24 protein-coding genes are annotated in these 23,049 nt (G+C 62.6%); 16 read left to right on the top strand and 8 right to left on the bottom strand.

The window, feature by feature from the left end:
- Positions 1-88: 88 nt before the first annotated feature.
- Together AC1Q6X_RS02695 and AC1Q6X_RS02690 are read left to right on the top strand one after the other, a co-directional pair.
- Entirely contained in the window at positions 89-355 is a 267-nt protein-coding gene (locus AC1Q6X_RS02695) for a hypothetical protein (RefSeq protein WP_492494925.1), read from the top strand.
- Entirely contained in the window at positions 352-567 is a 216-nt protein-coding gene (locus AC1Q6X_RS02690; RefSeq protein ID WP_230503447.1) for a hypothetical protein, read from the top strand. The genes AC1Q6X_RS02695 and AC1Q6X_RS02690 overlap by 4 nt, the downstream gene beginning before the upstream one ends.
- An 82-nt stretch (positions 568-649) precedes the next feature.
- Here the strand turns inward: AC1Q6X_RS02690 and AC1Q6X_RS02685 are convergent, their stop codons facing one another.
- Positions 650-1,120: an RDD family protein gene (locus AC1Q6X_RS02685; protein ID WP_492494923.1), complete on the bottom strand. Its 471-nt coding sequence runs from the start codon at positions 1,118-1,120 to the stop codon at positions 650-652.
- Between the two features lie 207 nt (positions 1,121-1,327).
- On the opposite strand from AC1Q6X_RS02685, the gene AC1Q6X_RS02680 reads away from it, so the two are divergent.
- From AC1Q6X_RS02680 to AC1Q6X_RS02660, 5 genes are read left to right on the top strand one after another with little or no spacing between them, the layout of a single operon-like run.
- Positions 1,328-2,011 carry a vWA domain-containing protein gene (locus AC1Q6X_RS02680; protein ID WP_492494921.1) on the top strand — a complete coding sequence of 228 codons (684 nt, stop codon included), beginning with the start codon at positions 1,328-1,330 and terminating at the stop codon, positions 2,009-2,011.
- A gap of 14 nt (positions 2,012-2,025) precedes the next feature.
- Positions 2,026-2,784 (top strand): PP2C family serine/threonine-protein phosphatase, encoded by a 759-nt coding sequence (locus AC1Q6X_RS02675; RefSeq protein WP_492494919.1) that lies wholly within the window; start codon positions 2,026-2,028, stop codon positions 2,782-2,784.
- Entirely contained in the window at positions 2,781-5,120 is a 2,340-nt protein-coding gene (locus tag AC1Q6X_RS02670) for a hypothetical protein (RefSeq protein ID WP_492494917.1), read from the top strand. The genes AC1Q6X_RS02675 and AC1Q6X_RS02670 overlap by 4 nt, the downstream gene beginning before the upstream one ends.
- Before the next feature lie 9 nt (positions 5,121-5,129).
- Entirely contained in the window at positions 5,130-6,476 is a 1,347-nt protein-coding gene (locus AC1Q6X_RS02665; protein WP_492494915.1) for a toxin-antitoxin system YwqK family antitoxin, read from the top strand.
- Positions 6,461-7,804 (top strand): toxin-antitoxin system YwqK family antitoxin, encoded by a 1,344-nt coding sequence (locus AC1Q6X_RS02660; RefSeq protein WP_492494913.1) that lies wholly within the window; start codon positions 6,461-6,463, stop codon positions 7,802-7,804. The genes AC1Q6X_RS02665 and AC1Q6X_RS02660 overlap by 16 nt, the downstream gene beginning before the upstream one ends.
- Before the next feature lie 21 nt (positions 7,805-7,825).
- Here AC1Q6X_RS02660 and AC1Q6X_RS02655 read toward each other — a convergent pair whose 3' ends face one another.
- From AC1Q6X_RS02655 to nadB, 3 genes are all read right to left on the bottom strand, one after another.
- Positions 7,826-8,191, bottom strand: a complete 366-nt coding sequence (locus AC1Q6X_RS02655) for a hypothetical protein (RefSeq protein WP_070218695.1) — start codon at positions 8,189-8,191, stop codon at positions 7,826-7,828.
- Positions 8,192-8,342: 151 nt separating this feature from the next.
- On the bottom strand, positions 8,343-8,756 hold the full coding sequence (locus AC1Q6X_RS02650) for a hypothetical protein (RefSeq protein ID WP_492494911.1): 414 nt from the start codon (positions 8,754-8,756) through the stop codon (positions 8,343-8,345).
- A gap of 139 nt (positions 8,757-8,895) precedes the next feature.
- The gene (gene nadB / locus AC1Q6X_RS02645; RefSeq protein ID WP_070218697.1) at positions 8,896-10,509 is read right to left on the bottom strand and encodes an L-aspartate oxidase; all 1,614 of its coding nucleotides are present in this window, start codon (positions 10,507-10,509) and stop codon (positions 8,896-8,898) included.
- Positions 10,510-10,714: 205 nt separating this feature from the next.
- Here nadB and AC1Q6X_RS02640 point away from each other — a divergent pair, with 205 nt between their 5' ends.
- The 6 genes from AC1Q6X_RS02640 to AC1Q6X_RS02615 all read left to right on the top strand — a co-directional run bounded on the left by AC1Q6X_RS02640 (position 10,715) and on the right by AC1Q6X_RS02615 (position 17,882).
- Entirely contained in the window at positions 10,715-12,103 is a 1,389-nt protein-coding gene (locus AC1Q6X_RS02640; RefSeq protein WP_492494909.1) for a TIGR03013 family XrtA/PEP-CTERM system glycosyltransferase, read from the top strand.
- Positions 12,100-14,202: an XrtA/PEP-CTERM system histidine kinase PrsK gene (gene prsK / locus AC1Q6X_RS02635; RefSeq protein ID WP_492494907.1), complete on the top strand. Its 2,103-nt coding sequence runs from the start codon at positions 12,100-12,102 to the stop codon at positions 14,200-14,202. Before AC1Q6X_RS02640 ends, prsK begins: the two co-directional genes overlap by 4 nt.
- Positions 14,203-14,217: 15 nt before the next feature.
- Positions 14,218-15,573, top strand: a complete 1,356-nt coding sequence (gene prsR, locus AC1Q6X_RS02630) for a PEP-CTERM-box response regulator transcription factor (RefSeq protein WP_121669356.1) — start codon at positions 14,218-14,220, stop codon at positions 15,571-15,573.
- A gap of 105 nt (positions 15,574-15,678) precedes the next feature.
- Positions 15,679-16,122, top strand: coding sequence for a hemerythrin domain-containing protein (locus tag AC1Q6X_RS02625; RefSeq protein WP_492494905.1), 444 nt, complete (start codon positions 15,679-15,681; stop codon positions 16,120-16,122).
- A gap of 35 nt (positions 16,123-16,157) precedes the next feature.
- Positions 16,158-17,096 (top strand): hypothetical protein, encoded by a 939-nt coding sequence (locus AC1Q6X_RS02620; RefSeq protein ID WP_230503419.1) that lies wholly within the window; start codon positions 16,158-16,160, stop codon positions 17,094-17,096.
- Between the two features lie 216 nt (positions 17,097-17,312).
- Positions 17,313-17,882, top strand: a complete 570-nt coding sequence (locus tag AC1Q6X_RS02615; protein WP_070218703.1) for a DUF1439 domain-containing protein — start codon at positions 17,313-17,315, stop codon at positions 17,880-17,882.
- 20 nt (positions 17,883-17,902) lie between these two features.
- On the opposite strand, the gene AC1Q6X_RS02610 is transcribed toward AC1Q6X_RS02615, so the two are convergent.
- Entirely contained in the window at positions 17,903-18,394 is a 492-nt protein-coding gene (locus AC1Q6X_RS02610) for a hypothetical protein (protein ID WP_230503416.1), read from the bottom strand.
- 8 nt (positions 18,395-18,402) lie between these two features.
- On the bottom strand, positions 18,403-18,660 hold the full coding sequence (locus tag AC1Q6X_RS02605; RefSeq protein WP_099408367.1) for a DUF7661 family protein: 258 nt from the start codon (positions 18,658-18,660) through the stop codon (positions 18,403-18,405).
- A gap of 156 nt (positions 18,661-18,816) precedes the next feature.
- Here AC1Q6X_RS02605 and AC1Q6X_RS02600 point away from each other — a divergent pair, with 156 nt between their 5' ends.
- Both AC1Q6X_RS02600 and AC1Q6X_RS02595 read left to right on the top strand, forming a co-directional pair.
- Positions 18,817-19,542 (top strand): hypothetical protein, encoded by a 726-nt coding sequence (locus tag AC1Q6X_RS02600; protein WP_492494902.1) that lies wholly within the window; start codon positions 18,817-18,819, stop codon positions 19,540-19,542.
- 119 nt (positions 19,543-19,661) lie between these two features.
- Positions 19,662-21,695: a M13 family metallopeptidase gene (locus AC1Q6X_RS02595; RefSeq protein WP_492494900.1), complete on the top strand. Its 2,034-nt coding sequence runs from the start codon at positions 19,662-19,664 to the stop codon at positions 21,693-21,695.
- A 33-nt stretch (positions 21,696-21,728) separates the two neighbouring features.
- On the opposite strand, the gene fdx is transcribed toward AC1Q6X_RS02595, so the two are convergent.
- Positions 21,729-22,061: an ISC system 2Fe-2S type ferredoxin gene (gene fdx, locus AC1Q6X_RS02590; RefSeq protein WP_070218706.1), complete on the bottom strand. Its 333-nt coding sequence runs from the start codon at positions 22,059-22,061 to the stop codon at positions 21,729-21,731.
- A gap of 61 nt (positions 22,062-22,122) precedes the next feature.
- Positions 22,123-22,521 (bottom strand): DUF6331 family protein, encoded by a 399-nt coding sequence (locus tag AC1Q6X_RS02585; RefSeq protein WP_492494897.1) that lies wholly within the window; start codon positions 22,519-22,521, stop codon positions 22,123-22,125.
- 133 nt (positions 22,522-22,654) lie between these two features.
- Here AC1Q6X_RS02585 and AC1Q6X_RS02580 point away from each other — a divergent pair.
- The coding region (locus AC1Q6X_RS02580; protein WP_492494895.1) for a transposase at positions 22,655-23,049 on the top strand (395 nt) is incomplete at its 3' end.

Below are 23,049 nucleotides of genomic sequence, written 5' to 3'. Positions count from 1 at the left end.
ACATTCCCCGATACAATAAAATATTGTCATAAATATAAACTCAGGGCATGGGACGGGAGTCGCATGCCATGCTGATCGAGGAAGTCATATGACCAGCAGTATTTTGTCGATGAGACCGCTTTTGATCGGTTTCCTGTGTCTTTGCATGGCGGTTTCACAGGCGGCAATGGGCAAGGAAAGCCATGAGTTGACGGTGAATTTAAGCGGCTACAACCATACCGATCACGGGATAGGCAGTTATGAGGTGACCTTGCAGAATGGCACCACTGCGGAAGCGGGCTATCTGGACGCTGGCCAGGGCGGCGGCGGCTATACCTGTGCCTTGCCATTCCCCGCGTGTGGCAAGCGGGAATGACGGCGAATATCGTCATTCATACGGTAAAAGACGGCAAGGATGTCCGCGTCGAGCAAAACGTGGAGGTTCCCCCGTATGCTCCCGCCGATGCTGGCCGGTTCGTCGTAATCTTCTGTTTCTCGCGGACAGAATTTAAGTTCCAGCAACGCAACGGTTTTCGCTGTCAAAGCACGCCGTTGCATTTCGGACAGGAGCTTGACACTTTCCCTTAACGACCTGGCGAAACAGCTCTTGATGCGTTTCCCGAAGGGCATGTTCGTCCAAGTTGGCGAGAGGTATCATCATCAAGTTTGCTTATTGCAATGGCAGGCCAGGAGAGGCCGGCACTGCAGCGGTCTTGCGCCGTATCACCACCGTATCAGCGATCTTGTCATGCCACCCCTGCTTGCGCGAGTCCTTGCCAATCCAAAAGAACCCCAGGTAAAGCGGTAGCGCGGACAGGTAAGAACTGAGACAGCGTTTGACACACTGGCAGGCAGAAGGCTTGTTGCCCGTCTTCGCATCGACAATGATCGCGCCGATGGCCATCTTGCCAGGTGTTGTAGACAAGGTAATCCAAAACGCCAATTGAATCAGTGGCGGCATGACACATGAAATCATGAAGTGGGCCGGGCCACGAAACAAGGAATCGGTCGAAAAGTAGCTTCGGCCATATATGGCTATCAGCATCGGCATGATGATAATCAGCAAGAGCAAGCTGTCGATCAACGTCGCGCCAACGCGTGGCCAAAAGCCGACATAGTCCATTTCAGGATTCTGTTGCATTATTTTTCCAAAACGTCAGTAAATGGGTGGCCGCCAGCGTCGGGGCAGAATGGCGCAGTGTACGACCTTGTTGCTTTCATTGCAAGCTAGAGCTTTTGTCAGGTATTTGATAGCGCAGGGTGTCATCCGCAGCAATCGGACGCATGGAAAACATATCCATAGGGTAAGCTTCGGGCCTAGGCTATTTTGCAACTCTATCAAAAGTACATGACATCCATAATGATCCCTGACGTCGCCCTGGTCGACAACACCGAACAACGCACGCCGCTGGTGCTCGTGCTCGACTGCTCCGGCAGCATGGCGGGCGAACCCGTCGCGCTGCTCAACGATGGCCTGGCCTTGCTGGAACAGGAACTCAAGTCCGATGTGATCGCCGCCAAGCGCGTGCGCATCCTCGTGATTCAATACGGCGCCCACGATGAAGCCGTGGTGGCCAGCACCTGGTGCGACGCCATGGATTTCACGGCGCCCCGGCTTGAAGCGAACGGCACCACGCCGACTGGCGCGGCCGTGGAGCTGGCCCTGGCCGAGATCGAGCAGGAAAAGCAGCGCTTCCGCGCGGCGGGCGTGGCGTACACGCGGCCGTGGCTGTTTTTGATGTCGGACGGCGAGCCGACGGACCGCTGGCAGCGTGGCGCCGAGCAGGCGCGCGCGGCTGAACAGGCGAATAAAGTGGCGATCTTCCCCATCGCCGTAGGCGACCATGCGAACATCGATACGCTGGGGCAGTTTTCCAGCCGTGGCGAACGGGGCGTCAAGCAGCTGAAAGGCTTGCAGTTCCGCGAGCTGTTCCTGTGGCTGAGCGCCAGCATGCAGGTGGTGTCGCAGTCGCGCCCCGGCGCGCAGGCGCAGCTGGCGTCGACGGACGGCTGGTCTGTCGTGAGTACGTGAAAGCCCGTTGATCCATGGCAATAGCAAAGCAGCAGTGGCGCGTGTTCGGCGCCTCCGTCACGGGCAAGGCGCACCTGGATAAAGACATCCCTTGCCAGGACGCGCACGCGCACGCCGTCGTGAACGACGTTTTGGTGGCCGTCGTCTGCGACGGCGCCGGTTCTGCCAGGCTCAGCGAGCAGGGCGCGCAGTTTGTTGCCGCGCAAACCGTGCAAGCGCTGGCCGGACGGCTGGAGCAGGGCGCCACCGTGCAGGATCTGCATGACGGCGCGCTGGCGGGCACCCTGACGCAGATCCGCGCTGCGCTCGACGACATCGCCCGCGCCGCCAACGCCACCCTCGACGACTACGCCAGCACGGTGGTGGGCGTGGTCATGGGGCAAGAGGCCGGCTTCTTCTTCCACCTGGGCGACGGCCTGGGCGTGGCGCAACTGATGGACGGCGGCGAACTGATCTCGCTGCCTGCGAACGGCGAATACGCCAACGAAACATATTTCATCAGTGGCGAGCGCTGGCGCGAACAGCTGCGCCTGCTGGCGATTCCGCAAGCCGTGCGCGGCGTCGTGCTGATGTCGGATGGCTGCATGCCCTTTGCCATGAGCAAGAACAATGCAGCGCTGTACGCGCCGTTCATGGATGCCGTGCAAGGCTATCTGCGCACGGTCGAGAGCAGCGAGCTGGGCAATACGGCGCTGGCGTCCACCCTGGCCGACCCGCGCACGCACCAGATCACCGGCGACGACAAGACCCTGCTGCTGGCCTTGCGCGCATGAGCCGGAAGCAGGGAGTCACGCCCGGTCTGAGTCCGGGCGGCAAGATATGGCTCGATAAAGTCCGCAGCCTGGTACTGGGCAAACTGATTAAAAGCGGCGGGGCGGGCAGCGTGTACCTGCTGCCCGGCGCGCCCGCGCAGGTGGCCAAGCTGTACCACCCGCACCTGGACCGGGCCGCCAACCGGCGCAAGCTCGAAGCGATGCTGGAACTGTCGCCCGAATTGCCCGATCAAGTGGAAAACGGCAAGCGCTATGTGCAGATCGCGTGGCCGCAAGCGGCCGTGTTCGACGGCCAGGACGGCTTCGCCGGTTTCGTCATGCCCCTGCTGGACATGGCGCAGACGGCCGAGCTGGAACAGATCATGCAGGAGCGGCAAGCGCGCGCGGCGGGCTTGCCCACGGGACTCGGTCCCAAGCTGACCCTGGCCGCCAATCTGGCCGCCGTCCTCGACGCGCTGCACCAGCAGCAGCATTACGTGGTCGACTTAAAACCCGTGAACCTGCGCTTTTACCGCGATTCGCTGTACATCGCCATGCTCGATTGCGACGGTTTCAGCATCCAGGGCCATGCGGAGCGTTTTCCTGCCGAGCAATTCACGGCCGACTACCTGGCGCCGGAATTCCAGCGCAAGGGCATGCCTGCGGGCACGGAGCTGGCGCAAGACCGTTTCGCCCTGGCCGTCGTCATCTTTCAGTTGCTCAACTTCGGCATCCACCCGTACAGCGGGCGGCCCGGCAATGCGCAGGCACCCACCGACATTCCCGGGCGCATCCGCGATGGTTATTACGCGTATGGCGCCAAGCGCCACAAGAACATGGCGCCCAACGCCACCAGCGGCCACGCGCTGATGCCGCCCGAATTGCGCGCCATGTTCGACCGCGCGTTTTCCCAGTCGCCAAACTCCCAGCGGCCATCGGCGGCCGACTGGGCGCAATTGCTGCGAGGCTATGCGCAGCGCAGCGGCGGCAAGTTGACAGTGTGCGCCGTGAATCCCGAACATCAGCATTTTGCGGGCCAGGGCTGCGCGGCCTGCGCGCGCGACAAGGTCATAGCCTCGGCCGCGCAAGCCTCGGTGCAGGCGCAGCAGATGCAACTGCAACAGCCATCGTTGCCGCAGCAGCGCGGCGCGCACCATACGGCGCCGGGCCAGGCGCCCGTCTTCATCCCCGTGGCGGGCAACACGGGGGGCGGCATCACGGGCAAGGGCTGGGCCGTTGTGGTGCTGCTGATCGTGCTGTTCCTGATCGGCTTTACGGCCTGGACCTCGTCGCCCGACGAGGCGAAGGACAAGGCCGCGATGCAGGCCCAAGCCGAGCAGGCGGCTAGCCTGGAAGTATTCAGCTGGCGCCCCCGCAAGGCGGCCGGTTTCCAGCCGTCCGATGCGCGCAAGGCCGTGCGCAGCCTGTCGCAAGCGGTCAGCAAGGGCGACGATGACGCCGTCACGCGGGGCTTGCAACTGTTGTACCGTGCCGGAGAGCAAAAATCGTCTGTCTACGGCGGCGACCCCGTCCAGGCGCAGCTGCGTGCGTCCTTGCTGGAAGGCCTGGGCTGGGTGCCTGGCTATGAGCCGGCGCTGGTGGCTAACTACCTTGACTTGCTGCAAGCGAACCCGCGCGACCATCTGGTGGCGGCGGCCATGGGGCGCATGCACCTGAGCCTGAACGAACCGCAGGCGGCGCGCCAGTACTTCGAGCAAGCCTTGTGGGCACGCCCGACCGATGGCACGGCCTGGCTGGGCATCGCGGCGACGGCGCTGCTGCGTGGCGGCGACGAGCGCGATGCCGTCAACATGGTGGCGCTGGCGCAGCTGACGGCCTACCGTTATGCCGTGCAGAACGCCGTACCGGCGGAACCGGGCGAACCGGCCGACAATGGCGTCGTCCGCACGATGCAGCGCATGGACCTGAACGCCAAGATGCTGCGCCTGGTTCAGGGGTGGGATTACCAGAAGCGCTGGGACAAGGCGCTGGCCGATGGCGCGCTGCTGGCGGCCAGGCTCAAGGCCATGCCGCCCTTGCGCGACCAGGCCGGCGGCGTGCAGCGCGAGACGATGACGACCGTGACTTACGGCGTGCTGGACGAACAGCATGCAACGGGTGAAAACCGCCTGACCCTGACCATTGCGGCCGACGGCACGCTCAGCTATGCGGCGGCCGAGTTGCCGATGGAGCCGATGCTCAACAAGGTGCTGCTCGACAGCGTGAAGCGCTGGACCTACTTGCCGGCCGTGCAGCACGGTCAATTGCGGGAGGCCAAGGTGGTGGTGCTGGTGCGCTATCGTAACGGCCGGGTCAGCTTCGTGCCGGCCGGCGTGGCCGCCACGACGGAAAATTAAAGGAATAGCATGAAAATCAAGACCTTATGTGCGCTGCTTGGCGCTTGCCTGCTGACCCCGGGTCTGGCGCAGGCGGACATCGTGCAGCGTCAACTGCTGACAAGCATGGCCGTCGAACCCGACAGCGAAGGCGGCGACGTGTTCACGATTGCCGGCACGACGGCCTGCGGCGGCAAGCAGATCCGCATGGATGCCCGCTCGGTCAATCTGGACGAGGCGCCGTACGACGCGCTGAAAGCCGATCTGGCCCGGCACATCCGCAGCAAGACGCCCATGCTCGTCACCCTGAAAAAATGCCCCGAGGATGCAAGCGTGCCCATCGTGCGCCAGATCGCCGCCTGCACGCCAGCCGCCTGTGCCGATGGCCGGGCGCGGCTGTACCTGCACGAAGGTTTCTACCCCATCGAGCAGGAAAAAGCGCCCAACGTGCTGCTGTTGCCCTTGCCGAAAGGCAAGCTGCCAGGGACGTGGAAGGTCGATATTTATAGCGTCGCCGACCACAAGCTGCGCCTGTCCGGCCAGGTCAACCGCGCCGACTATGCCTCCGGCGAGCTGGTGGGCGGCTATGTCACGTATTACCCGAATGGCAAGATCGAGAAACAGGTGGCGCAGGATGGGCAAGGCCGGCAACACGGCATCGGCAGCAAGTACTATCCCGATGGCACGCTGGAGCTGCGCGGCAACTGGCGCCATGGCATGCCCGAGGGCGAGCACCAGCGCTATCACGCGACGGGCAAGCTGAGCGAGACGAGCCGCTACCGCGACGGCCAGCGCCTGGACGGGCCCGTGCAAACCTTCGATGAAAATGGCAAGCCCGGCACCAGCTACACTTTGCGTGGCGGCAAGATGGAAGGCGAGATGCTCACGTATTTCCCGGATGGAAAAATCTCCAGCCGTTCAGAAATGAAGGACGGCAAGTCCAATGGCGTGACGACGCATTACTACCCCGATGGCGCCGTGCACGCCAGGATGACGCAGGTCGACGATTTGCCGGTCGGGGAAGCGCTGGAGTTCTATCCCGACGGCAAGGTGCAAAGCCGCCAGCGGTACGGCGACAAGGGCGGGCTGCTGAGCCTGCAGCGCTACAGTCCGCAGGGCGTGCTGGTGCTGGAACGACGCTGGGACAAGCAATTGCGCGAGCAGGGCACATCGCGTTCGTGGTACGAAAGCGGCAAGCCCGAGCAATCGATCGAGTATGCGAACGACCGGCGCGACGGCTGGAGCCGCCGCTGGCGCCAGGACGGCAGCTTGCACAGCGAATGCCAGTATGTGGCCGGCAAGGCGCAGGGCGATTGCGAAGAGGCACTGCCATCACCGGAAATCGAACGCAAGGAGCAGGCATGGCGCGCATTGTGAAGCACGTGCTTGGCGCCATGCTGCTGTGGCCGGCGCTGGCCAGCGCCGAGATCGAGCAGCGGCAGGTCGTCAGCGCCATCGCGGCGGCACCCGGCGGCGACGTGCTGACCCTGGCCAGCGACAGCGGTTGCGGCGGGCGCCAGGTGCGCATGGATGCCCGCTCGGTCGGGCTGGATGCGGCGCAATACGCGGCCATGAAGCAGCAGCTGGCGCCGCTGATACGTGACGCGACGCCCTTGCTGATGCGCATCCTGTCGTGTCCGGCGCCGGGCGCAGCGGCGGCCATGCCCGAAGTTAGCAAACTGGGCGGCTGCGAGCCGCAAGCGTGTGCGGACGGCAAGGCGCGCCTGTATTTGAATCACCATCTGTCGCGCGGCGAAGTGAAGGAACATGCGCGCTATGCGCTCGTCGTTCCGCTGCCGCCCGGCAAGACGCCGGGCACCTGGCAAGTCGAGATCTATCACGTGCGCGAAGGCGAGCCGACGCGGCTGTCGGGCCAAGTCGACGGCCCCGATTACCTGCGCGGCAAGCTGGTGGGCAATTACAGCATGTATTACCCGCATGGTCAGCTGGAAATGCAGGTGGAGCAGGACGGACGCGGCGTGCAAGAGGGCATGCAGACCCGCTATTACCCGGACGGCCAGGTTTCCCTGCGCGGCAGCTGGCGCAATGGCGTGCAGGAAGGCGAAGAGCAGACTTATCACCAGAGTGGCAAGCTGATCGAGTCGCGCACCTACCGCAACGGCGCCCGCGCCGATGGTGTGGTGGAAACGTTCGATGAAAACGGCAAGCTTCGCACGCGCATGACGCGGGTCAAGGGCGAGACGGACGGCGAGCTGCTGCTGTTCTATCCCGACGGCACCGTGGAAAGCCGCAGCCAGTATGTGAGTGGCATCATGACGGGTCCCAGCACCGGCTATTTCCCGGATGGCAAGGTACGCAGCACGGCAAGCTATGTGGACGGCAAGCCCGCCGGCGACAGCGTCGAATATTATCCGGACGGCAAGGTCGCCAGCAAGCGCACGCACAGCGGCCATTACGTGCTGCGCAGCGAACAGCGCTTCAGCCCCCAAGGCGTGTTGCTCGTGCAGAAACAGTGGAACGAGGGCGGCCGCGAGGAGGGCGCATTGCGTTCCTGGTATGCCGATGGCAAGCCGCGCCAGCTGATCGAGTACGTGGATGGCGAGCGCCAGGGCTGGACGCGGCATTGGAACGAAGATGGCAGCCTGGAAAGCGAATGCCGCTATGTGGCGGACGAGCCGCAGGGGGAGTGTATGGGCGAGTCGGCCAAATTTTCGTATACGGAAGATGGCATACACATAGACTAGGCGGCGGGCCGGTCAGGTCTTTTATCGGCCTGCGATCAAACGGGCATAGCGGTAATCTGGGATCAGCAACGGTTCAATATCTGCTCTCCAAACCCAGGCTGCGATATCACGCGGAGTTTCTTCCTGCGTAAAATCAGCAAAGAATTCCCGCAGGCTGGTGATGGCGATCAGAAAGTCTTCGGCGCCTAGCAATTGAAAGGAATACACCTCCTGGGTGATGAATTCTCCGCTTGTTATGCTGGACAATATTTCATGGTTGGAACTCAAGACCTCATCGAAAATGGCGCCAAACACACGCCATAGTGCATCATCGATACTGGCCCAGGACAGGTTTTCGGCCGAGGGCGGATGTTTGGGGTCAAGAAGACCGATAACAATAACACCCATGGATCAGTTCACTGCCACAAGGGCGCTACTGGTAGGCACAGCGTGGAGCCAGGCCGCAATGTTGCGCGAAATGAATAGCGCCACCACCATCCAACTAGCGACATTGTCGTCCCATGAGATGAACGACTGCTTCTGGCCACTTGAAGCCACCTCAAATTCCATACCTGTTCCGAGCAGCGGCCTCAAGCTCAGCTTGCGCCAAGCCTGCTTGCCGCCAAAATTCAAAAAAGTACTCCAATGTTTCGGCAGTAGCGCCACTATCCATAGGATGCAAGACGCAGATGGCCGTTCTTATTTTCAAAACGTCCGGCTCGTCCGATTGGTCTCGTCCTTCAATTGCTCGCCAGAGGCGTACACGCTCAGCGATGACTTCCTCAGCCGTCGCCGCACCGGTCATGTATCGATTCGCCACCGCTGCCGCTGACCTGGCAACCGCTGGCAATTGGGCAGTCACTCTGTCAATAGCCTCAATCATGAATCGCTGCGCTGAAGATTGTTCTGCGGGGTCATCCAGGTCCACCGCGGATGCAATGGCATCAAAAAGTCTCTTATTCAACATTTGCATTCAGTTTTGGTGATTGCGCGATGCCTGCAGCGGGGCCGCCTCTGGCAAATGGCGCTCCCCCAAGACACAGACTGGGGTCGTACCCTCAGGGTACGACCCCGGACCTTGCATGGGTTCCATGATGGAAGGGCCTGGTGGCTTAGCGGTGCGGCGGCGTCAGCACGCTGGCGATGGCCTTCGGCAAGGTTTCCGGATAATCGCGGCTGAAGTGCAGGCCGCGGCTTTCGCGGCGGGACAGGGCGCTGTTGACGATCATCGAGGCCACGTCGACGAGGTTGCGCAGTTCCAATAAATCGTGCGTGATGCGGAAGTTGCGGTAGTACTCGTCGATTTCTTCCTTCAAGAGCGCAATGCGGTGCTGGGCCCGCTCCAAACGCTTGGTCGTGCGCACGATGCCCACGTAATTCCACATGAAGCGGCGCAGCTCGTCCCAGTTGTGGGAAATCACCACCTCTTCATCCGCATCCGTGACGCGGCTTTCATCCCAGTCGGGCAGGTAGGGCGTGCCCAGCTTTTCCTTGCTTTCGATATCCTGCGCGCAGGCGCGGCCGATGACGATGCATTCCAGCAAGGAATTACTCGCCAGGCGGTTCGCGCCATGCAAGCCCGTGCACGCCGTCTCGCCGACCGCATACAGGCCCGGCAAGTCGGCACGGCCGGACAGGTCCGTCACGACTCCGCCGCACGTGTAGTGGGCGGCGGGCACGATGGGAATCGGCTGCTTGGTGATGTCGATGCCCAGTTCCAGGCAGCGCGCGTAAATGGTGGGGAAGTGTTCGATGAGGAATTCGGCCGGTTTGTGGCTGATATCGAGGTGCACGTAGTCGAGGCCCCGCTTCTTGATCTCGAAGTCGATGGCGCGCGCCACCACGTCGCGCGGCGCCAGTTCGGCCCGCTCGTCGTGGGCCAGCATGAAGCGCTGGCCGGCAGCCGCGCCCGCTTCAGGCGGCAGTTTCAGCAAGCCGCCTTCGCCGCGGATGGCTTCGGTGATCAGGAACGACTTCGCATATGGGTGGTACAAACAGGTCGGGTGGAACTGGATGAATTCCATGTTCGAGACGCGGCAGCCGGCGCGCCAGGCCATGGCGATGCCGTCGCCGCTGGCCGTGTCCGGATTGGTGGTATATAAATACACCTTGCCGGCGCCGCCCGTGGCCAGCACGGTGTGCTCGGCGGCAAACGTGTGCACCTTGCCCGTTTGCTCATCCTGCACGTACAGGCCGTGGCAATGCGGTTGCGCATTGCGCTGGGTCGGTTTCATGCCCAGCTTGTCGGAGGTGATCAGGTCGATCGCGCAATGGTGTTCGAACAGGCTGATGTTCGGGTGGGCGCGCACCTTTTCTTCCAGCGTCACTTGCACGGCGTGGCCCGTGGCGTCGGCCGCGTGGATGATGCGGCGCTGGCTGTGGCCGCCTTCGCGGGTCAGGTGGAAACCCAGCTCGGCCGAGGCGTCGCGCGTGAATGGCACGCCTTGCTCGATCAGCCATTCGATCGCTTCGCGGCCGTGCTCGACGATGTAGCGCGTGGCGCTCTCGTCGCACAAGCCGCCGCCGGCGATCAGGGTGTCTTCGATGTGCTGCTGGTGGCTGTCGCCGGAGTCCAGCACGGCCGCGATCCCGCCCTGCGCCCAGTTGCTGGCGCCATCGAGCAGCGCGCGTTTGGAAATGATCGCGACGGTGCGCGTCTCAGCTAAATGCAGTGCAACCGATAAACCCGCCAGGCCACTGCCGACAATCGCTACATCAAATTTCATGACATTTATCTTCTTTTAGGGGAAGCATACTATATGCCATTTCCCCTCATTCGGTAATGTATTGAGATAAATTCTGCCAGTGAAAGATCGCTGGGGCCGTAGCTTGTGGCGCATCAATGTCTTCTTGGAACAGTTCGCCATCATGGCAAGACCAGCAGCGGCCCGCCTTGCGCGCCGCCTGGTGCTTTTTGCCGCAGGGGGAACCATGATCCGCATCTTCAGCCATTATGTCTCGAAAACAGCGTTTATCTTGCTGTTGCTGGAAATCCTGCTCCTGCTGCTGTCGGCCACCCTGACGTCCTTGCTGTGGCTGGCGGACGGCAGCCGCGTGCTGCGCGTGGGCGATATTTACCTGTCGTCCGCCATCTTTGCGCTGGTCATCGTCCTGAGCATGAGTGCGCTGGGCATGTACCAGCACCGCTCGCGCGAAGACATCCGCAACACCTTATTGCGCATCCTGCCTTCGTTCGCGCTGGGTTTTGCCGTGCTCAGCGTCCTGATACGCTTCATTCCGGCGCTGCAATTCGGGCGCGGCAGTGCGATGATCTTCGGCCTGGGCGCCATTGGCGTGCTGCTGGCGCGCCTGGTGGTATTCAAATCCTCGCAATCGGCGCTGATGGAAGGCCGGCTGATCCTGGTGGGCGGCGGGGCGCTGGCGCGCGAATGCATGGACTTGGCGGCCAGCAAGATTGGCTTCCATCAATTTACGGTGGTCGGCTGCATCGATGTGGCGGGCGAGCAATGCTGCGTGCCGGCCTCGGCCTTGCTGCCGGCCGGACCGTCGCTGCTGGCCACGGCGCAGCGCCATGCCGCGCATGAAATCGTCGTGTCCGTCAGCGACCGGCGCAATGGCGCGTTTCCTGCCAAGCAATTGCTGGAATGCGCGCTGGGCGGCGTCAAGGTTATCGACGCGGCCACGTTTTTCGAGCGCGAAGCATGCCAGATCCGCATCGATTCCTTGCAACCGAGCTATCTGATCTATGGCGGCGGTTTCGACCAGAGTTTTTTCCGCGCCGCGTCGAAACGGCTGTTCGATCTGGCGGCCAGCGCGGTTATCTGCCTGGCCACGCTTCCCGTGATGCTGGTGACGGCCCTGTGCATCCGCCTGGAAGACAGCGGCCCCGTGTTTTACCAGCAAGAGCGGGTGGGGCGCGATGGCCAGCCTTTCAAGGTACTGAAATTTCGCAGCATGCGCTGCGATGCCGAGCGCGACGGCAGGCCCATCTGGGCGCTGACCAACGACGCGCGCATCACGCGCGTGGGCAATCTGATCCGTAAGCTGCGCATCGACGAACTGCCGCAGATGCTCAATGTGTTTCGCGGCGAAATGAGTTTCGTGGGTCCCCGTCCCGAGCGCGCGTATTTTGTCGAGCAATTGAAGGAGCAGGTGCCGTACTACAACATTCGTCACAACATCAAGCCGGGCATCACGGGTCTGGCGCAGGTGCGCTACCAGTATGGCGCTTCCGTCGACGATGCCGTCAAGAAGCTGCAATACGATCTGTATTATGTGAAAAACAATAGCCTGTTCCTCGACTTGCTGATCCTGCTCGACACGGTGCAGGTAGTACTGTTTGGCAAGGGCAGCCGATGATGCGGGCGCAGTCGGACTGGCTGGCGGCGGCCGATGCGGCGGCGCTCAGCCATGGTCTGGCATCGCTGGCTTTTTTCGTGCTGGCGCTGCTGCTCATCAGCAATTGGCGCGCGCGGCAGAACGTGCGCGCCTTGCTGGTCGCGTGCCTGGCGACGGGAGTCTGGGCCACGGGCACGGTGGTGCTGGTGCTGCTGGGGCAACGCATCGCGCTGGCCGGCGACGCGCTCGAATTGCTGCGCACCCTGGCCTGGCTGGTGTTTTTGCTGCTGCTGATCGAGCCGTCGCGGTCCCGCCTGCGCCTCGTGCTGGCCGGCATCGTTCTCACGGCGCTGGCGCCCTGGCTGCTCTCCATGGCTTCCTCCTGGCTGGCGCTGCCTTTGCCGGCGCGCATCATCGCCAGTGTCTGTCGTTTGCTGCTGGCCGTGCTGGGCATGTTGCTGGTGGAACAGTGGTACCGCAACACGCCGCCCTTGAAACGCTGGGGCATCAAGTTTGCGTGCCTGGGCGTGGGCGGGCTGTTTGCCTACGATTTCTATCTGTACAGCGACGCCTTGCTGTTTCGCGCGGTCAACGATGACATCTGGGCCGCGCGCGGCATCGTCGACGCCCTGTGCGCGCCGCTGCTGGCCGTCTCGGCGGCGCGCAATCCGGGCTGGGCGCTGGGCTTGTCCGTCTCGCGCCAGATGCTGTACCGCTCGGCCGCCTTGCTGGGCTCGGCCATTTACCTGCTGGCCATGGCGGCCAGCGCCTATTATTTGCGCTATTTCGGCGGCACCTGGGGTTCCTTGATGCAGATGGCTTACCTGGGCGGCGCGGCCCTGCTGCTGGCGGGCGTACTGTTTTCGGGCAGCCTGCGCGCCAAGCTCAAAGTGACTATCAATAAACATTTTTACAATGCCATCTTCGACTACCGCGAGGAATGGCTGCGGTTTACGCGGGCCTTGTCGGAAGACGGGCCGGCCCTGGGCGAACGCACGATACAGGCCATGGCGAAACTGGTGGAAAGCCGCGCCGGCGCGCTGTGGATACTGCGCGAACCTGGCCTGTTTGCCCCGGCCGCCAGCTGGAACTGGCCGCCGAGCACGTGGAGCGAGCCGGCGTCCGGCAGCCTGTGTCAGTTTCTGGAGGCGCGGCAATGGGTGATCGACGTGCCCGACTGCGAGCACAACCCGCGCCAGTACGGCGGCTTGCTGTTGCCGCCCGCACTGCTGGCGCTGCCCGACGTGTGGCTGCTGGTGCCCCTGATGCTGCATGGCCAGCTGTTCGCCTTTGTCGCGCTGGCGCGGCCCCGCACGCACATCGGCTTGAACTGGGAAATCCTCGACGTGCTGAAAATTGCCGGCAGCCAGGCCGCCAGCTATCTGGCGCACCGCGAATCGCTCGATACGCTGACGGTGGCGCGCCAGTTCGAGTCGTTCAACCGCATGTCGACTTTCATCGTGCACGACCTCAAGAACCTCGTGTTCCAGCTGTCCCTGTTACTGAGCAATGCGGAAAAGCACCGTGCCAATCCCGCTTTCCAGGAAGACATGCTGGGCACCTTGGACCATTCCGTGCAGAAAATGAAGACCCTGCTGCAGAAGCTGGCGCGCGGCGAGGCGCCGGAAGCGCCCGCGCCGCTGCTGCTCGACGGTTTGCTGCGCCAGGCCGTGGCCGCCAAGGCGAGCCTGGCGCCGGCGCCCCGGCTGGAAATCGTCGATGGCGAACTGACGGTGCTGGCCAACCGCGCGCGGCTGGAACGGGTGCTGGGCCACTTGATCCAGAATGCCATCGAGGCCACGGCCAGCGATGGCAAGGTGGACGTGCGGCTGCGGCGCGAAGAGCATACGGCAGTCGTCGAGCTTGACGATACGGGGCAGGGCATGAGCGAACAGTTCATCCGCGAACGCTTGTTCAAGCCGTTCGACACGACCAAGACGGCGGGCATGGGCATCGGCGTGTTCGAAAGCCGCGAATACCTGCGCGAAGTGGGCGGCAGCCTGGAAGTGCGCAGCGAACCGCAGGTGGGCACGACGTTTCGCGTGATCCTGCCGCTGCATGCGCCTTTGGGGGCAGAGCCGCCGGCGCTGACCCCAGACTTCCGTTGCCCTATTCACTGACAGGAGCTGATACGCATGGCCAAGCAAAAGTTGCTAGTCATCGAAGACGATCCCGGCCTGCAAAAGCAGCTGCACTGGAGTTTCGACGGTTATGAGGTCTTGCTGGCGGGCGAGCGCGAGGCGGCGCTGGCGCTGGTGCGGCGCCACCAGCCGGCCGTCGTGACGATGGACCTGGGCTTGCCGCCCGACCCGGACGGCGCCACGGAAGGCCTGGCTACGCTGCAGCAAATCCTCGCGCTGGCGCCGGATACGAAAGTCATCATTTTGTCGGGCAACCAGGAGCGCGCGCATGCCTTGAAAGCCATCGCGCTGGGCGCCTACGATTTCCACCAGAAACCGTTCGAGGCCGACATGCTGGGCCTCGTCATCGCCCGCGCGTTCTACCTGCACGCAATGCAGCAGGAAAACCGCCGCATGCTGCAGACGCAGGCCGACTCGCCCCTGGCGGGCATCGTCAGCCGCGATCCCGGCATGCTCAAACTGTGCCGCAGCGTGGAAAAAGTGGCGCCCTCGTCGGCCAGCGTGATGCTGCTGGGCGACTCGGGCAGCGGCAAGGAACTGATCGCGCGGGGCTTGCACGCGCTGTCGAGCCGCCATGCCCAGCGTTTTGTCGCCATCAATTGCGCGGCCATCCCGGAAAACCTGCTGGAAAGCGAGCTGTTCGGCTATGAGCGGGGGGCGTTTACGGGCGCGGCGCGGCAAACGCTGGGCAAGATCGAGCTGGCCCACGGCGGCACTTTCTTTCTCGATGAAATCGGCGACATGCCGATGGCGCTGCAGGCGAAACTGTTGCGTTTCCTGCAGGAGCGAATCATCGAACGGGTGGGCGGACGGGCCGAGATCGCCGTCGACGTGCGCATCGTCTGCGCCACGCACCAGGATGTAAAGGTGCTGGCGGAACAGGGCCGTTTCCGCGAAGACCTGTTTTACCGCCTTAGCGAAATCGTGCTGCGCATTCCGCCGCTGCGCGAGCGGGCTGGCGATGCGGCCTTGCTGGCCCATCATTTCAAGAACAAATTCTGCGCCAGCGAAGGCCGCGGCAACCTGCATTTCAGCGCCGGCGCGCTGCAGCTGATCGAAAGCTATGGCTGGCCCGGCAACGTGCGCGAAGTGGAAAACTGCATCAAGCGGGCCGTTATCATGAGCGACGGGCCGCAGATCGCCGCCGACGACCTGGGTTTGCCCGCCGGCGCCCAGGCGGCGCCCCAGGACGAATCGCTGAACCTGCGCCAGGCACGCGACGGAGCCGAATACAAGGTCATGGTGCGCGCGCTGGCGCGGGCCGACGGCAATATCGCCAAGGCGGCCGAGCTGCTGGGCGTCAGCCGGCCCACGCTGTACGACTTGATGAACCACCACGGCATCAAATAGCGTCCGTGCACTGATGTGTATCAAATATCAAGATTGTGTAAGGCGTCGCACATACGCAGGCGCCGCCGTGGCGCATCCTAGCCTCATCAACAACGAGGAGGCGTCATGAATGCGATCAGTTTATTAATGCAAGACCACAAGGCCGTGAAAACCCTGTTTGCCCAGTATGAAGGCTTGAGCGACCGCTCATTTGCCACCAAGAAAAAGCTGGCCGACCAGATCTGCCAGGAATTGACCGTGCACACGCAGCTGGAAGAAGAAATCTTCTACCCGGCCGTGCGTCGTCCCATCCACGATGGCGACCTGATGGATGAAGCCCTCGTCGAGCACGCGAGCGCCAAGGAACTCATCGCGCAAATTACCGCGATGGACCCCGCCGACGACCTGTACGACGCCAAGGTCAAGGTCCTGTCCGAGCAGATCGAGCACCACGTCCAGGAAGAAGAGGGCGATATGTTTCCCAAGGTACGCGATACGGCCGTCGACCTCGACGCGCTGGGCAAGGAAATGGCCGCGCGCAAGGAACAGCTGACGGGCGTCGCCGCCTGAACGGCATAAAAAATCAACAACCAAGGGAGTATTTCATGCAAGCTACACAATTGTCCGTATCGGACCTGAACAATCCGGGCGTGTCCTGGGGCGCCGTGCTGGCGGGCGCCGCCGCAGCGGCCGCCTTGTCCTTCATCCTGCTGATTCTCGGCGTGGGCCTGGGCCTGTCGTCCGTATCGCCGTGGTCGTTCAACGCCACGGCCATCGGCGTGTCGACCATCGCCTGGCTGGCCTTCATGCAACTGGCCGCCTCCGGCATCGGCGGCTACATGGCGGGACGTCTGCGCGTGAAATGGAGCGCCATTCATACGGATGAAGTGCATTTCCGCGATACGGCGCACGGCTTGCTGGCCTGGGCCGTGGCCACCCTGATCACCGTGGCCGTGCTGGCCGGCGGCACGCGCGCCGTGCTGAGCGGCGCCATCGATGCGGGCAGCGGCGTGGCGGCGGCAGTTGGCCCGGCCGTAGGGGCGGGCGCAGGTGCTGCAGGTGCCGCCAGCGCCAGGCAAGGCGAGGGCGGCGGCGCCAATCCGCTCGATTATTTCTCGGACATGCTGCTGCGCGCGGCCCCAGCGCCAGCCGCCTCCGGCACGCCAGCGATGGCGAATCCTGGCGCGACCGTCGCCGACCAGCGCATGGAAATCGGCAAGATCTTCGCCACAAGCCTGTCCACGGGCAGCCTGGCCGCCGATGACCGCGCCTACCTGGGCCAGGTCGTGGCCAGCCGCACGGGCGTGACGCAGGCTGAAGCGGAAGCGCGCGTCGACGCCGTCTATGCGCGTGCCGTGAAAGCTGCCGCCGATGCGAAGGCTGCCGCCCAGCAAGCGGCGGAAACGGCCCGCAAAGCCGGCGCCCACACGGCACTGTGGATGTTCGTCGCCTTGCTGCTCGGCGCTTTCGTTGCCAGCCTGGCGGCAACGTTTGGCGGCCGCCAGCGCGACCATGAGCGCGTGCTGCGCCACGTCACCATCTGAACCCCTACCTATTAGATAAATCAAGGAGTCTGCCATGCGTTCCATCCTCTTGCTGTTGTTGGGTATTCCATTACCCATCGTCATACTGATCGCCCTGTTCGTCCGCTAAGCGGGCCAACATGAGAAAAACCGGCGCCCGCTGCAAGGTGGGCGCCGGTTTTTGCGTGAAAGCAGGCGCATGTGTAAGATGACGCCATCTTTCCACCGAGACTATCCATGAACGTGAGCACCATCCGTCCCTTGCTGAAAACCGCCGCCATCGCCGCCTTTGCGTGCAGCGTGCTGGCCTCGTGTTCCACCCTGATCGGCCCGCGCGACGTGAATGTGTCGCTCAGCAAGATGCAGCAAGGCCTGGAGCGCCGCTTTCCCATCGATAAACGGGTGCTGTCCGTGCTGGACGTCAAGCTGACCCGCCCGCAGCTTTCCTTGCAGCCCGAGCGCGAACGGGTCGCCTTGAGCGTGGACGCCAGCGTGATGCCGCCGTTCATCCGCCAGACCTGGCGCGGCAGTCTGGCCATGTCGGGCCGTTTGGTGCTCGACGCGCAGCGCAACGCCATCTACCTGAGCGAAGCGAGCGTGGACAAGGTGAGCATCGACGGCATGGACGAGGCGCAGCAGCGCCAGTTCGCCAAGGTGGCCAGCCTGGTGGCCGACCAGCTCATGCATGAAACGCCGATCTACACGTTCAAGCCCGACGAATTGCGCTATGCGGGCGTGCAATTCGTGCCCACGCAGATCAGGACCACGGGCAATGGCTTGACGGTGACGTTCGAGCCGGTGAAGTAGGGGCGCATTGCATCAGCATGCTATTCCGGGCAAAAGTAATGACGGCTATCGGCAGGCGGATCTATCCGCTCAAGAACCACCCGGGCGAGCAGCTTTTCGATGACTGCCGCGTCGCGGACATTCTGCTCTGACACTGCATATCCATCATGTAAAGAAATTTTCACCACCCCGGCGTGGCACCAGATAAACACCTCGATACCCGTGATGGTGCACTGACCTGGCTGTTGCCACAATGTATCATCAATTAGTGATGGAAACTGCAGGAACAGATCGCCCTGGTAAGCGACGCCCGGCACGGGCTGCGGTGGCAGTGCGTCAAATTTCACCAGGTCGACGCCCAGGTCCGCCAAAAATGTGTCGAGTTGCGCCAGTTCCTTATAGACAAAGGAGATATCCAATGAGTCGCCGTCATTGGCATGTCCTCCAAGTGCCCTGAAAAAACGGAAAAACTTCAGCCGTTGTGCCCATCTGCGTAGCTTTTTTTCGCTATGTTCCCTGAACAGGTATTCCATCCATCTATTCACGGCGATCCTTCAGTGCGAGTGATGCTGGCGGGCATACAAGATATCTGTGTCGTTGTGTTATTGCGTGGCGTCGCTTCTTCATGGAACAGGTCGGCCAGGTATTCGCATAGCGCATCTGCTTGAATATCGTCCGGAATAATGAAATCGGCAGGGCGGCGCTTGCCTTCCGCACCCAGGTAGAAGGCGCGCCATGCTCCCGGATTGCCCCGGATGGCGATCAGCGTGCCGAAAATATTGAATCTGTATTCCTGCATCAATCTGCTCCATTCCCTTGCTCAGGTTTGACATTTGTTGTGCTATAGTAATATTTACTTATATAGTAACATTTACTGATCCAGGGGCGGACAATGGTCAATATCAGCACGGCGGGAATCCAACACGGGGCACTGTCTGCCTCGGAAGGCAACAAGGTGTCATCAGGCAAGGCAGCATCGGACAAGGCCCAGACAACCCAGGCGCCAGCCGGCGTCGGCGCCGTCGCGGACGCGGTCGTGATCTCCACCCTGGCCGGGCGTTTGTCGACGGCCGCGACGGCGACCAGCGCCGCTATCGAGGGACACGATCATCGATCGCTGGGCGCATGGGTCAATGACAATATCAGCAGCATCCTGTATCCGCTGGACGCCGAACACAAGGCGGCCGCCGCACAGCAGCTGCCGCAACCGAATGACGCTGCATCGGCCAGGTCGGCCGCGGCCGCGACCGCGTTTATCGATAACAAGGGTCCCAATCCGTTTGCGGGCTTGTCGCGCGAGCAATTGGCCACCATCACGCACGACGACAGCGGGACATTTACGGTCAACGAGCGGCGCGCCGCCTATACGCAGGCCTATGATGAAGAGCAGGCGTGGCGCAGCCAGGTCGTTGCGCAAGCCATGCAGGAATACAATACCACCGGCAAGATGACCAATTTCTTCAAGTCGGCGCTGGCGCATTTCAATGCATTGCCGCAGCTGGAACAGGCACAGTATCCTGAGAATTACGCGAGCGGCCTGCAAGACAAAATCAAGCTCGATTTTAACTATTTCAATCACGCGGCCGGCGATGGCGCGCCTACGCCGGGTTCGCTGGCCGACATGCAGCGCAATGAGGGCGCCAAGCAAGGCGCAGACCTGTTTGAGCTCCTGAGCCGCTGATCACTGGAATTGTTCAACGGACATTGTTTCCACGAAGGTTGGCCGACTATAATCCTGCCTCGCATGCCTGGACACAGCATGTTCTCCAACATGAAGTGAAAACAATTAAAGGAATCTTCGTGAAACGTTCGCTTATCAGCGCCGCCTGCTGCGCTTTGTTCGCCTTATCCTCGCCATCGCTGTATGCTCAGCAAGCGCCCGTCTCCGGCATCGACCTGAAAACGCTGGACCCGGCCGTCAGTCCCAGGGATGATTTCTACGGCTACGTCAACGGCGTGTGGACCCGCAATACGGAGATCCCGGCTGACAAATCCGTCTGGGGCACGTATATCGAATTGCGTGAAATCGCGCAAGGCCAGCTGCGCGGCCTGATCGATGCCACCGTCAAGAACCCGGGCAAGCCCGGCAGCGAGGCGCACAAGATCGCCGACCTGTACACGAGTTTCATGAACGACAAGGCGCGCGATGCGGCCGGCTTCAAGCCCCTGAAGGCCGAGCTGGCCCGCGTCGCCGCCATCAAGGACAAGAAGGACTTGCCGGCGCTGTTTGCTTATTTGCAAGGCAATGGCATCCAGACGCCGTTTTCCGCCTATGTGGCGCCCGATGCGCAAGACCCCGAGCGCTACACGGTCAACATCAGCCAGTCCGGCCTGGGCTTGCCCGACCGCGATTACTACCTGAAGGATGACGACGCCAAGCTGCAAGCCGTGCGCGCCAAGTACCTCAAGCATATCGAGACCATGCTGGCCATGAGCGGCGACAAGGCCGCTGCCGAACACGCGGCGCAGATCCTCGACATCGAAACGCGCCTGGCGGCCGTGCAGTGGACACGCGTGCAGATGCGCGACCCCGTCAAGTCGTACAACCGCGTCGATTTCGACAAGTTCGCGGCGCTGGCGCCGGCCTTCGACTGGAACGCCTACTTTGCCGCCGCCGGCCTGGCGAAAAAGGAAAGCTCGGCCGTGGTACGCCAGCCCAGCTTCCTCAGCGGTTTTTCCGAGGCCGTGGCCGCCGTGCCGCTGGCATCGTGGAAGAGCTACCTGAACTGGCGCATCATCGAAAGCTATGCTTCCTACCTGGACAGCGCCACCGTCAAGGAGCGTTTCGCCTTCGACGGCACGGTGCTGCGCGGCGTGCCGCAAAGCGAACCGCAGTGGCAACTGGCGCTGCGCTTCACGGATAACGCCATCAGCGACGCCGTCGGCAAGCGCTACGTGGACATGTATCTGCCGCCGGAAACCCGGCCCCGCGTGATGGCCATGTTCGACAATTTCGTCGCCTCGTTCAAGGATGGCATCGAGCAGCTCGACTGGATGGGCCCGGAAACCAAGAAGGAAGCCCAGCTCAAGCTGGCCGCCCTGAAGCCGAAGATCGCCTACCCGGATACCTGGCGCGACTACAGCAGCATGCAGACGCAGCCGAACGACCTGATTGCCAACGTGCGCGCCTCGCGCGTGTGGAGCCGCCAGCAAAACCTGGCCAAGCTGGGCAAGCCGGTCGACCGCGACGAATGGTCGATGACGCCGCAAACCGTCAACGCCAGCTACAGCCCGGCGCTGAACGCCATCACCATCCCGGCCGCCATTTTGCAGCCGCCATTTTTCAACGTGAAAGCGGAAGACGCCGTCAATTACGGCTTGCTGGGCATCACCTTCGGCCATGAGATCAGCCATGCCTTCGATGATTCGGGCAGCCAATACGATGCCAAGGGCCGCCTGCGCAACTGGTGGACGGCGCAAGACCGCGCGGCCTTCAAGGCGCTGGCAGCAGGGCTCGTCAAGCAGTACGGCGCCTACAGCCCCGTGCCGGGCTACCACATCAATGGCGAGCTGACCCTGGGCGAAAACATCGGCGACAATTCCGGCCTGTCGATCACCTACAAGGCTTACCAGCGCTCGCTGGGCGGCAAGCCCTCGCCCGTCATCGACGGCTTGACGGGCGAACAGCGCCTGTACATCGGCTTTGCGCAGAAATGGCGCGCGAAACTGCGTCCCGAGGCGGCGATCGCCCAGATCAAGAGCGACCCCCATTCGCCGGGCGAATTCCGCGCCAAGGGCACGGTCAAGAATCAGCCCGGCTTTTATGAGGCGTTCGGCATCAAGCCGGGCGACCCGATGTACCTGCCGCCCGAGCAGCGCGTGATCATGTGGTAAGCCCGTAGGGCAGTCACGCAACCGGGCCAGGGACTATTCCTTGGCGTGGTTGAGCGTGTACCTGGGCAGTTCGACCGTCAGGTCTTCGTTTGACACGCGCGCCTGGCACGACAGGCGCGAGTGGGGCTGCAAGCCCCAGGCCTGGTCGAGCATGTCTTCTTCATTGTCGCCCAGTGCGTTGAGCGAGTCGAAACCCTGCACCACGACCACGTGGCAGGTGGAGCAGGCGCCCACCTGGCCGCAGGCATGTTCGATGTCTATCTTGTGAAGCAGCAAGGCGTCGCAGATGCTCATTTGCTCGGGCGCGTCGAGGACGGCGCCGTCGGGAGCGAGCTCGGGATGGGGCAGGACGGTGATTTTTGGCATGCGGGATTCTCCTCGGTTATCTTGCAATACCATCACCTTGGGCCTTCCCGCCTTGGCAAGGTCAAGCTCCCGCGCGATCCTGCGCGACGATGCACGCGTCGAGATGCTCGAGCAATTGCAAGAACACGCGTTTATCCGCAACGTGATTCATCGTGGCGCTCGTCAAGACATCGCTGGCCACCGCCGTCACGGCGGCCCTGGCCTGCGCGCAGGCGGCATGCAGCTGCGCGCGATCCAGTTCCAGCAAGACCGTATCGATGGCTGCGCGCGTAAAATCGTAGGCATCCATGCCGCAGCAGCCGGCCACGCAATGCGTTTCCAGCCGGCAGATCAGCTGCCACAGTTCCCCCAGCAAGGCATCGATGTCGATCGCCTGGTCATAGCGGCCGTCAAGATCGATGAATTCGATCCAGGCGTCGTCGCCGATCTGGATATCGTACTGGCGGTCGCGTTCGGTCATTTTTCAACATTCTCCGGGTCGGTGGCATCGCATTATAAAAAAAAGGCTCTGTTCCCGCTAAGTAGGGGAAGTTCAGGAATCTTCCTGTATCCCTGCTGTCTGACTGTACATATCAGACAAACGGGAGCCATCCATGCAGCCAGCCGAATGGAAAACCTTCATCGCCCAGTTCGCCGCACTGAGCCGTCGCCAGCGTTTGGCGAGCACTGCTCTGCTGCGCGGGGCAGGATCGCAGAACGCCGCCGTGGCACTGGTCGAAAGCGTGGCCCGGCAGCGGTTACACTGTCCCGCCTGCAACAGCAGCCATGCGCACCGGCACGGTCATGCGCATGGACTGCAGCGCTACCGCTGCGTGCCGTGCGGGCGCACCTTCAATGCGCTCACCGGCACGCCGCTGGCCCGCTTGCGCCACAAGACCTTGTGGCTCGACTACGCCGACTGCCTGCTCGAGTCGGCTTCCGTGCGCAAGGCGGCAAGCCAGCTGGGCGTGCACCGCAACACCGCCTTTCGCTGGCGCCACCGGTTTTT

Source organism: Janthinobacterium sp. GW823-FHT06H09 (assembly GCF_058794735.1).
Note: the sequence above shows the minus strand (reverse complement) of the source record. Positions and strands in the feature narration are given on the sequence as shown.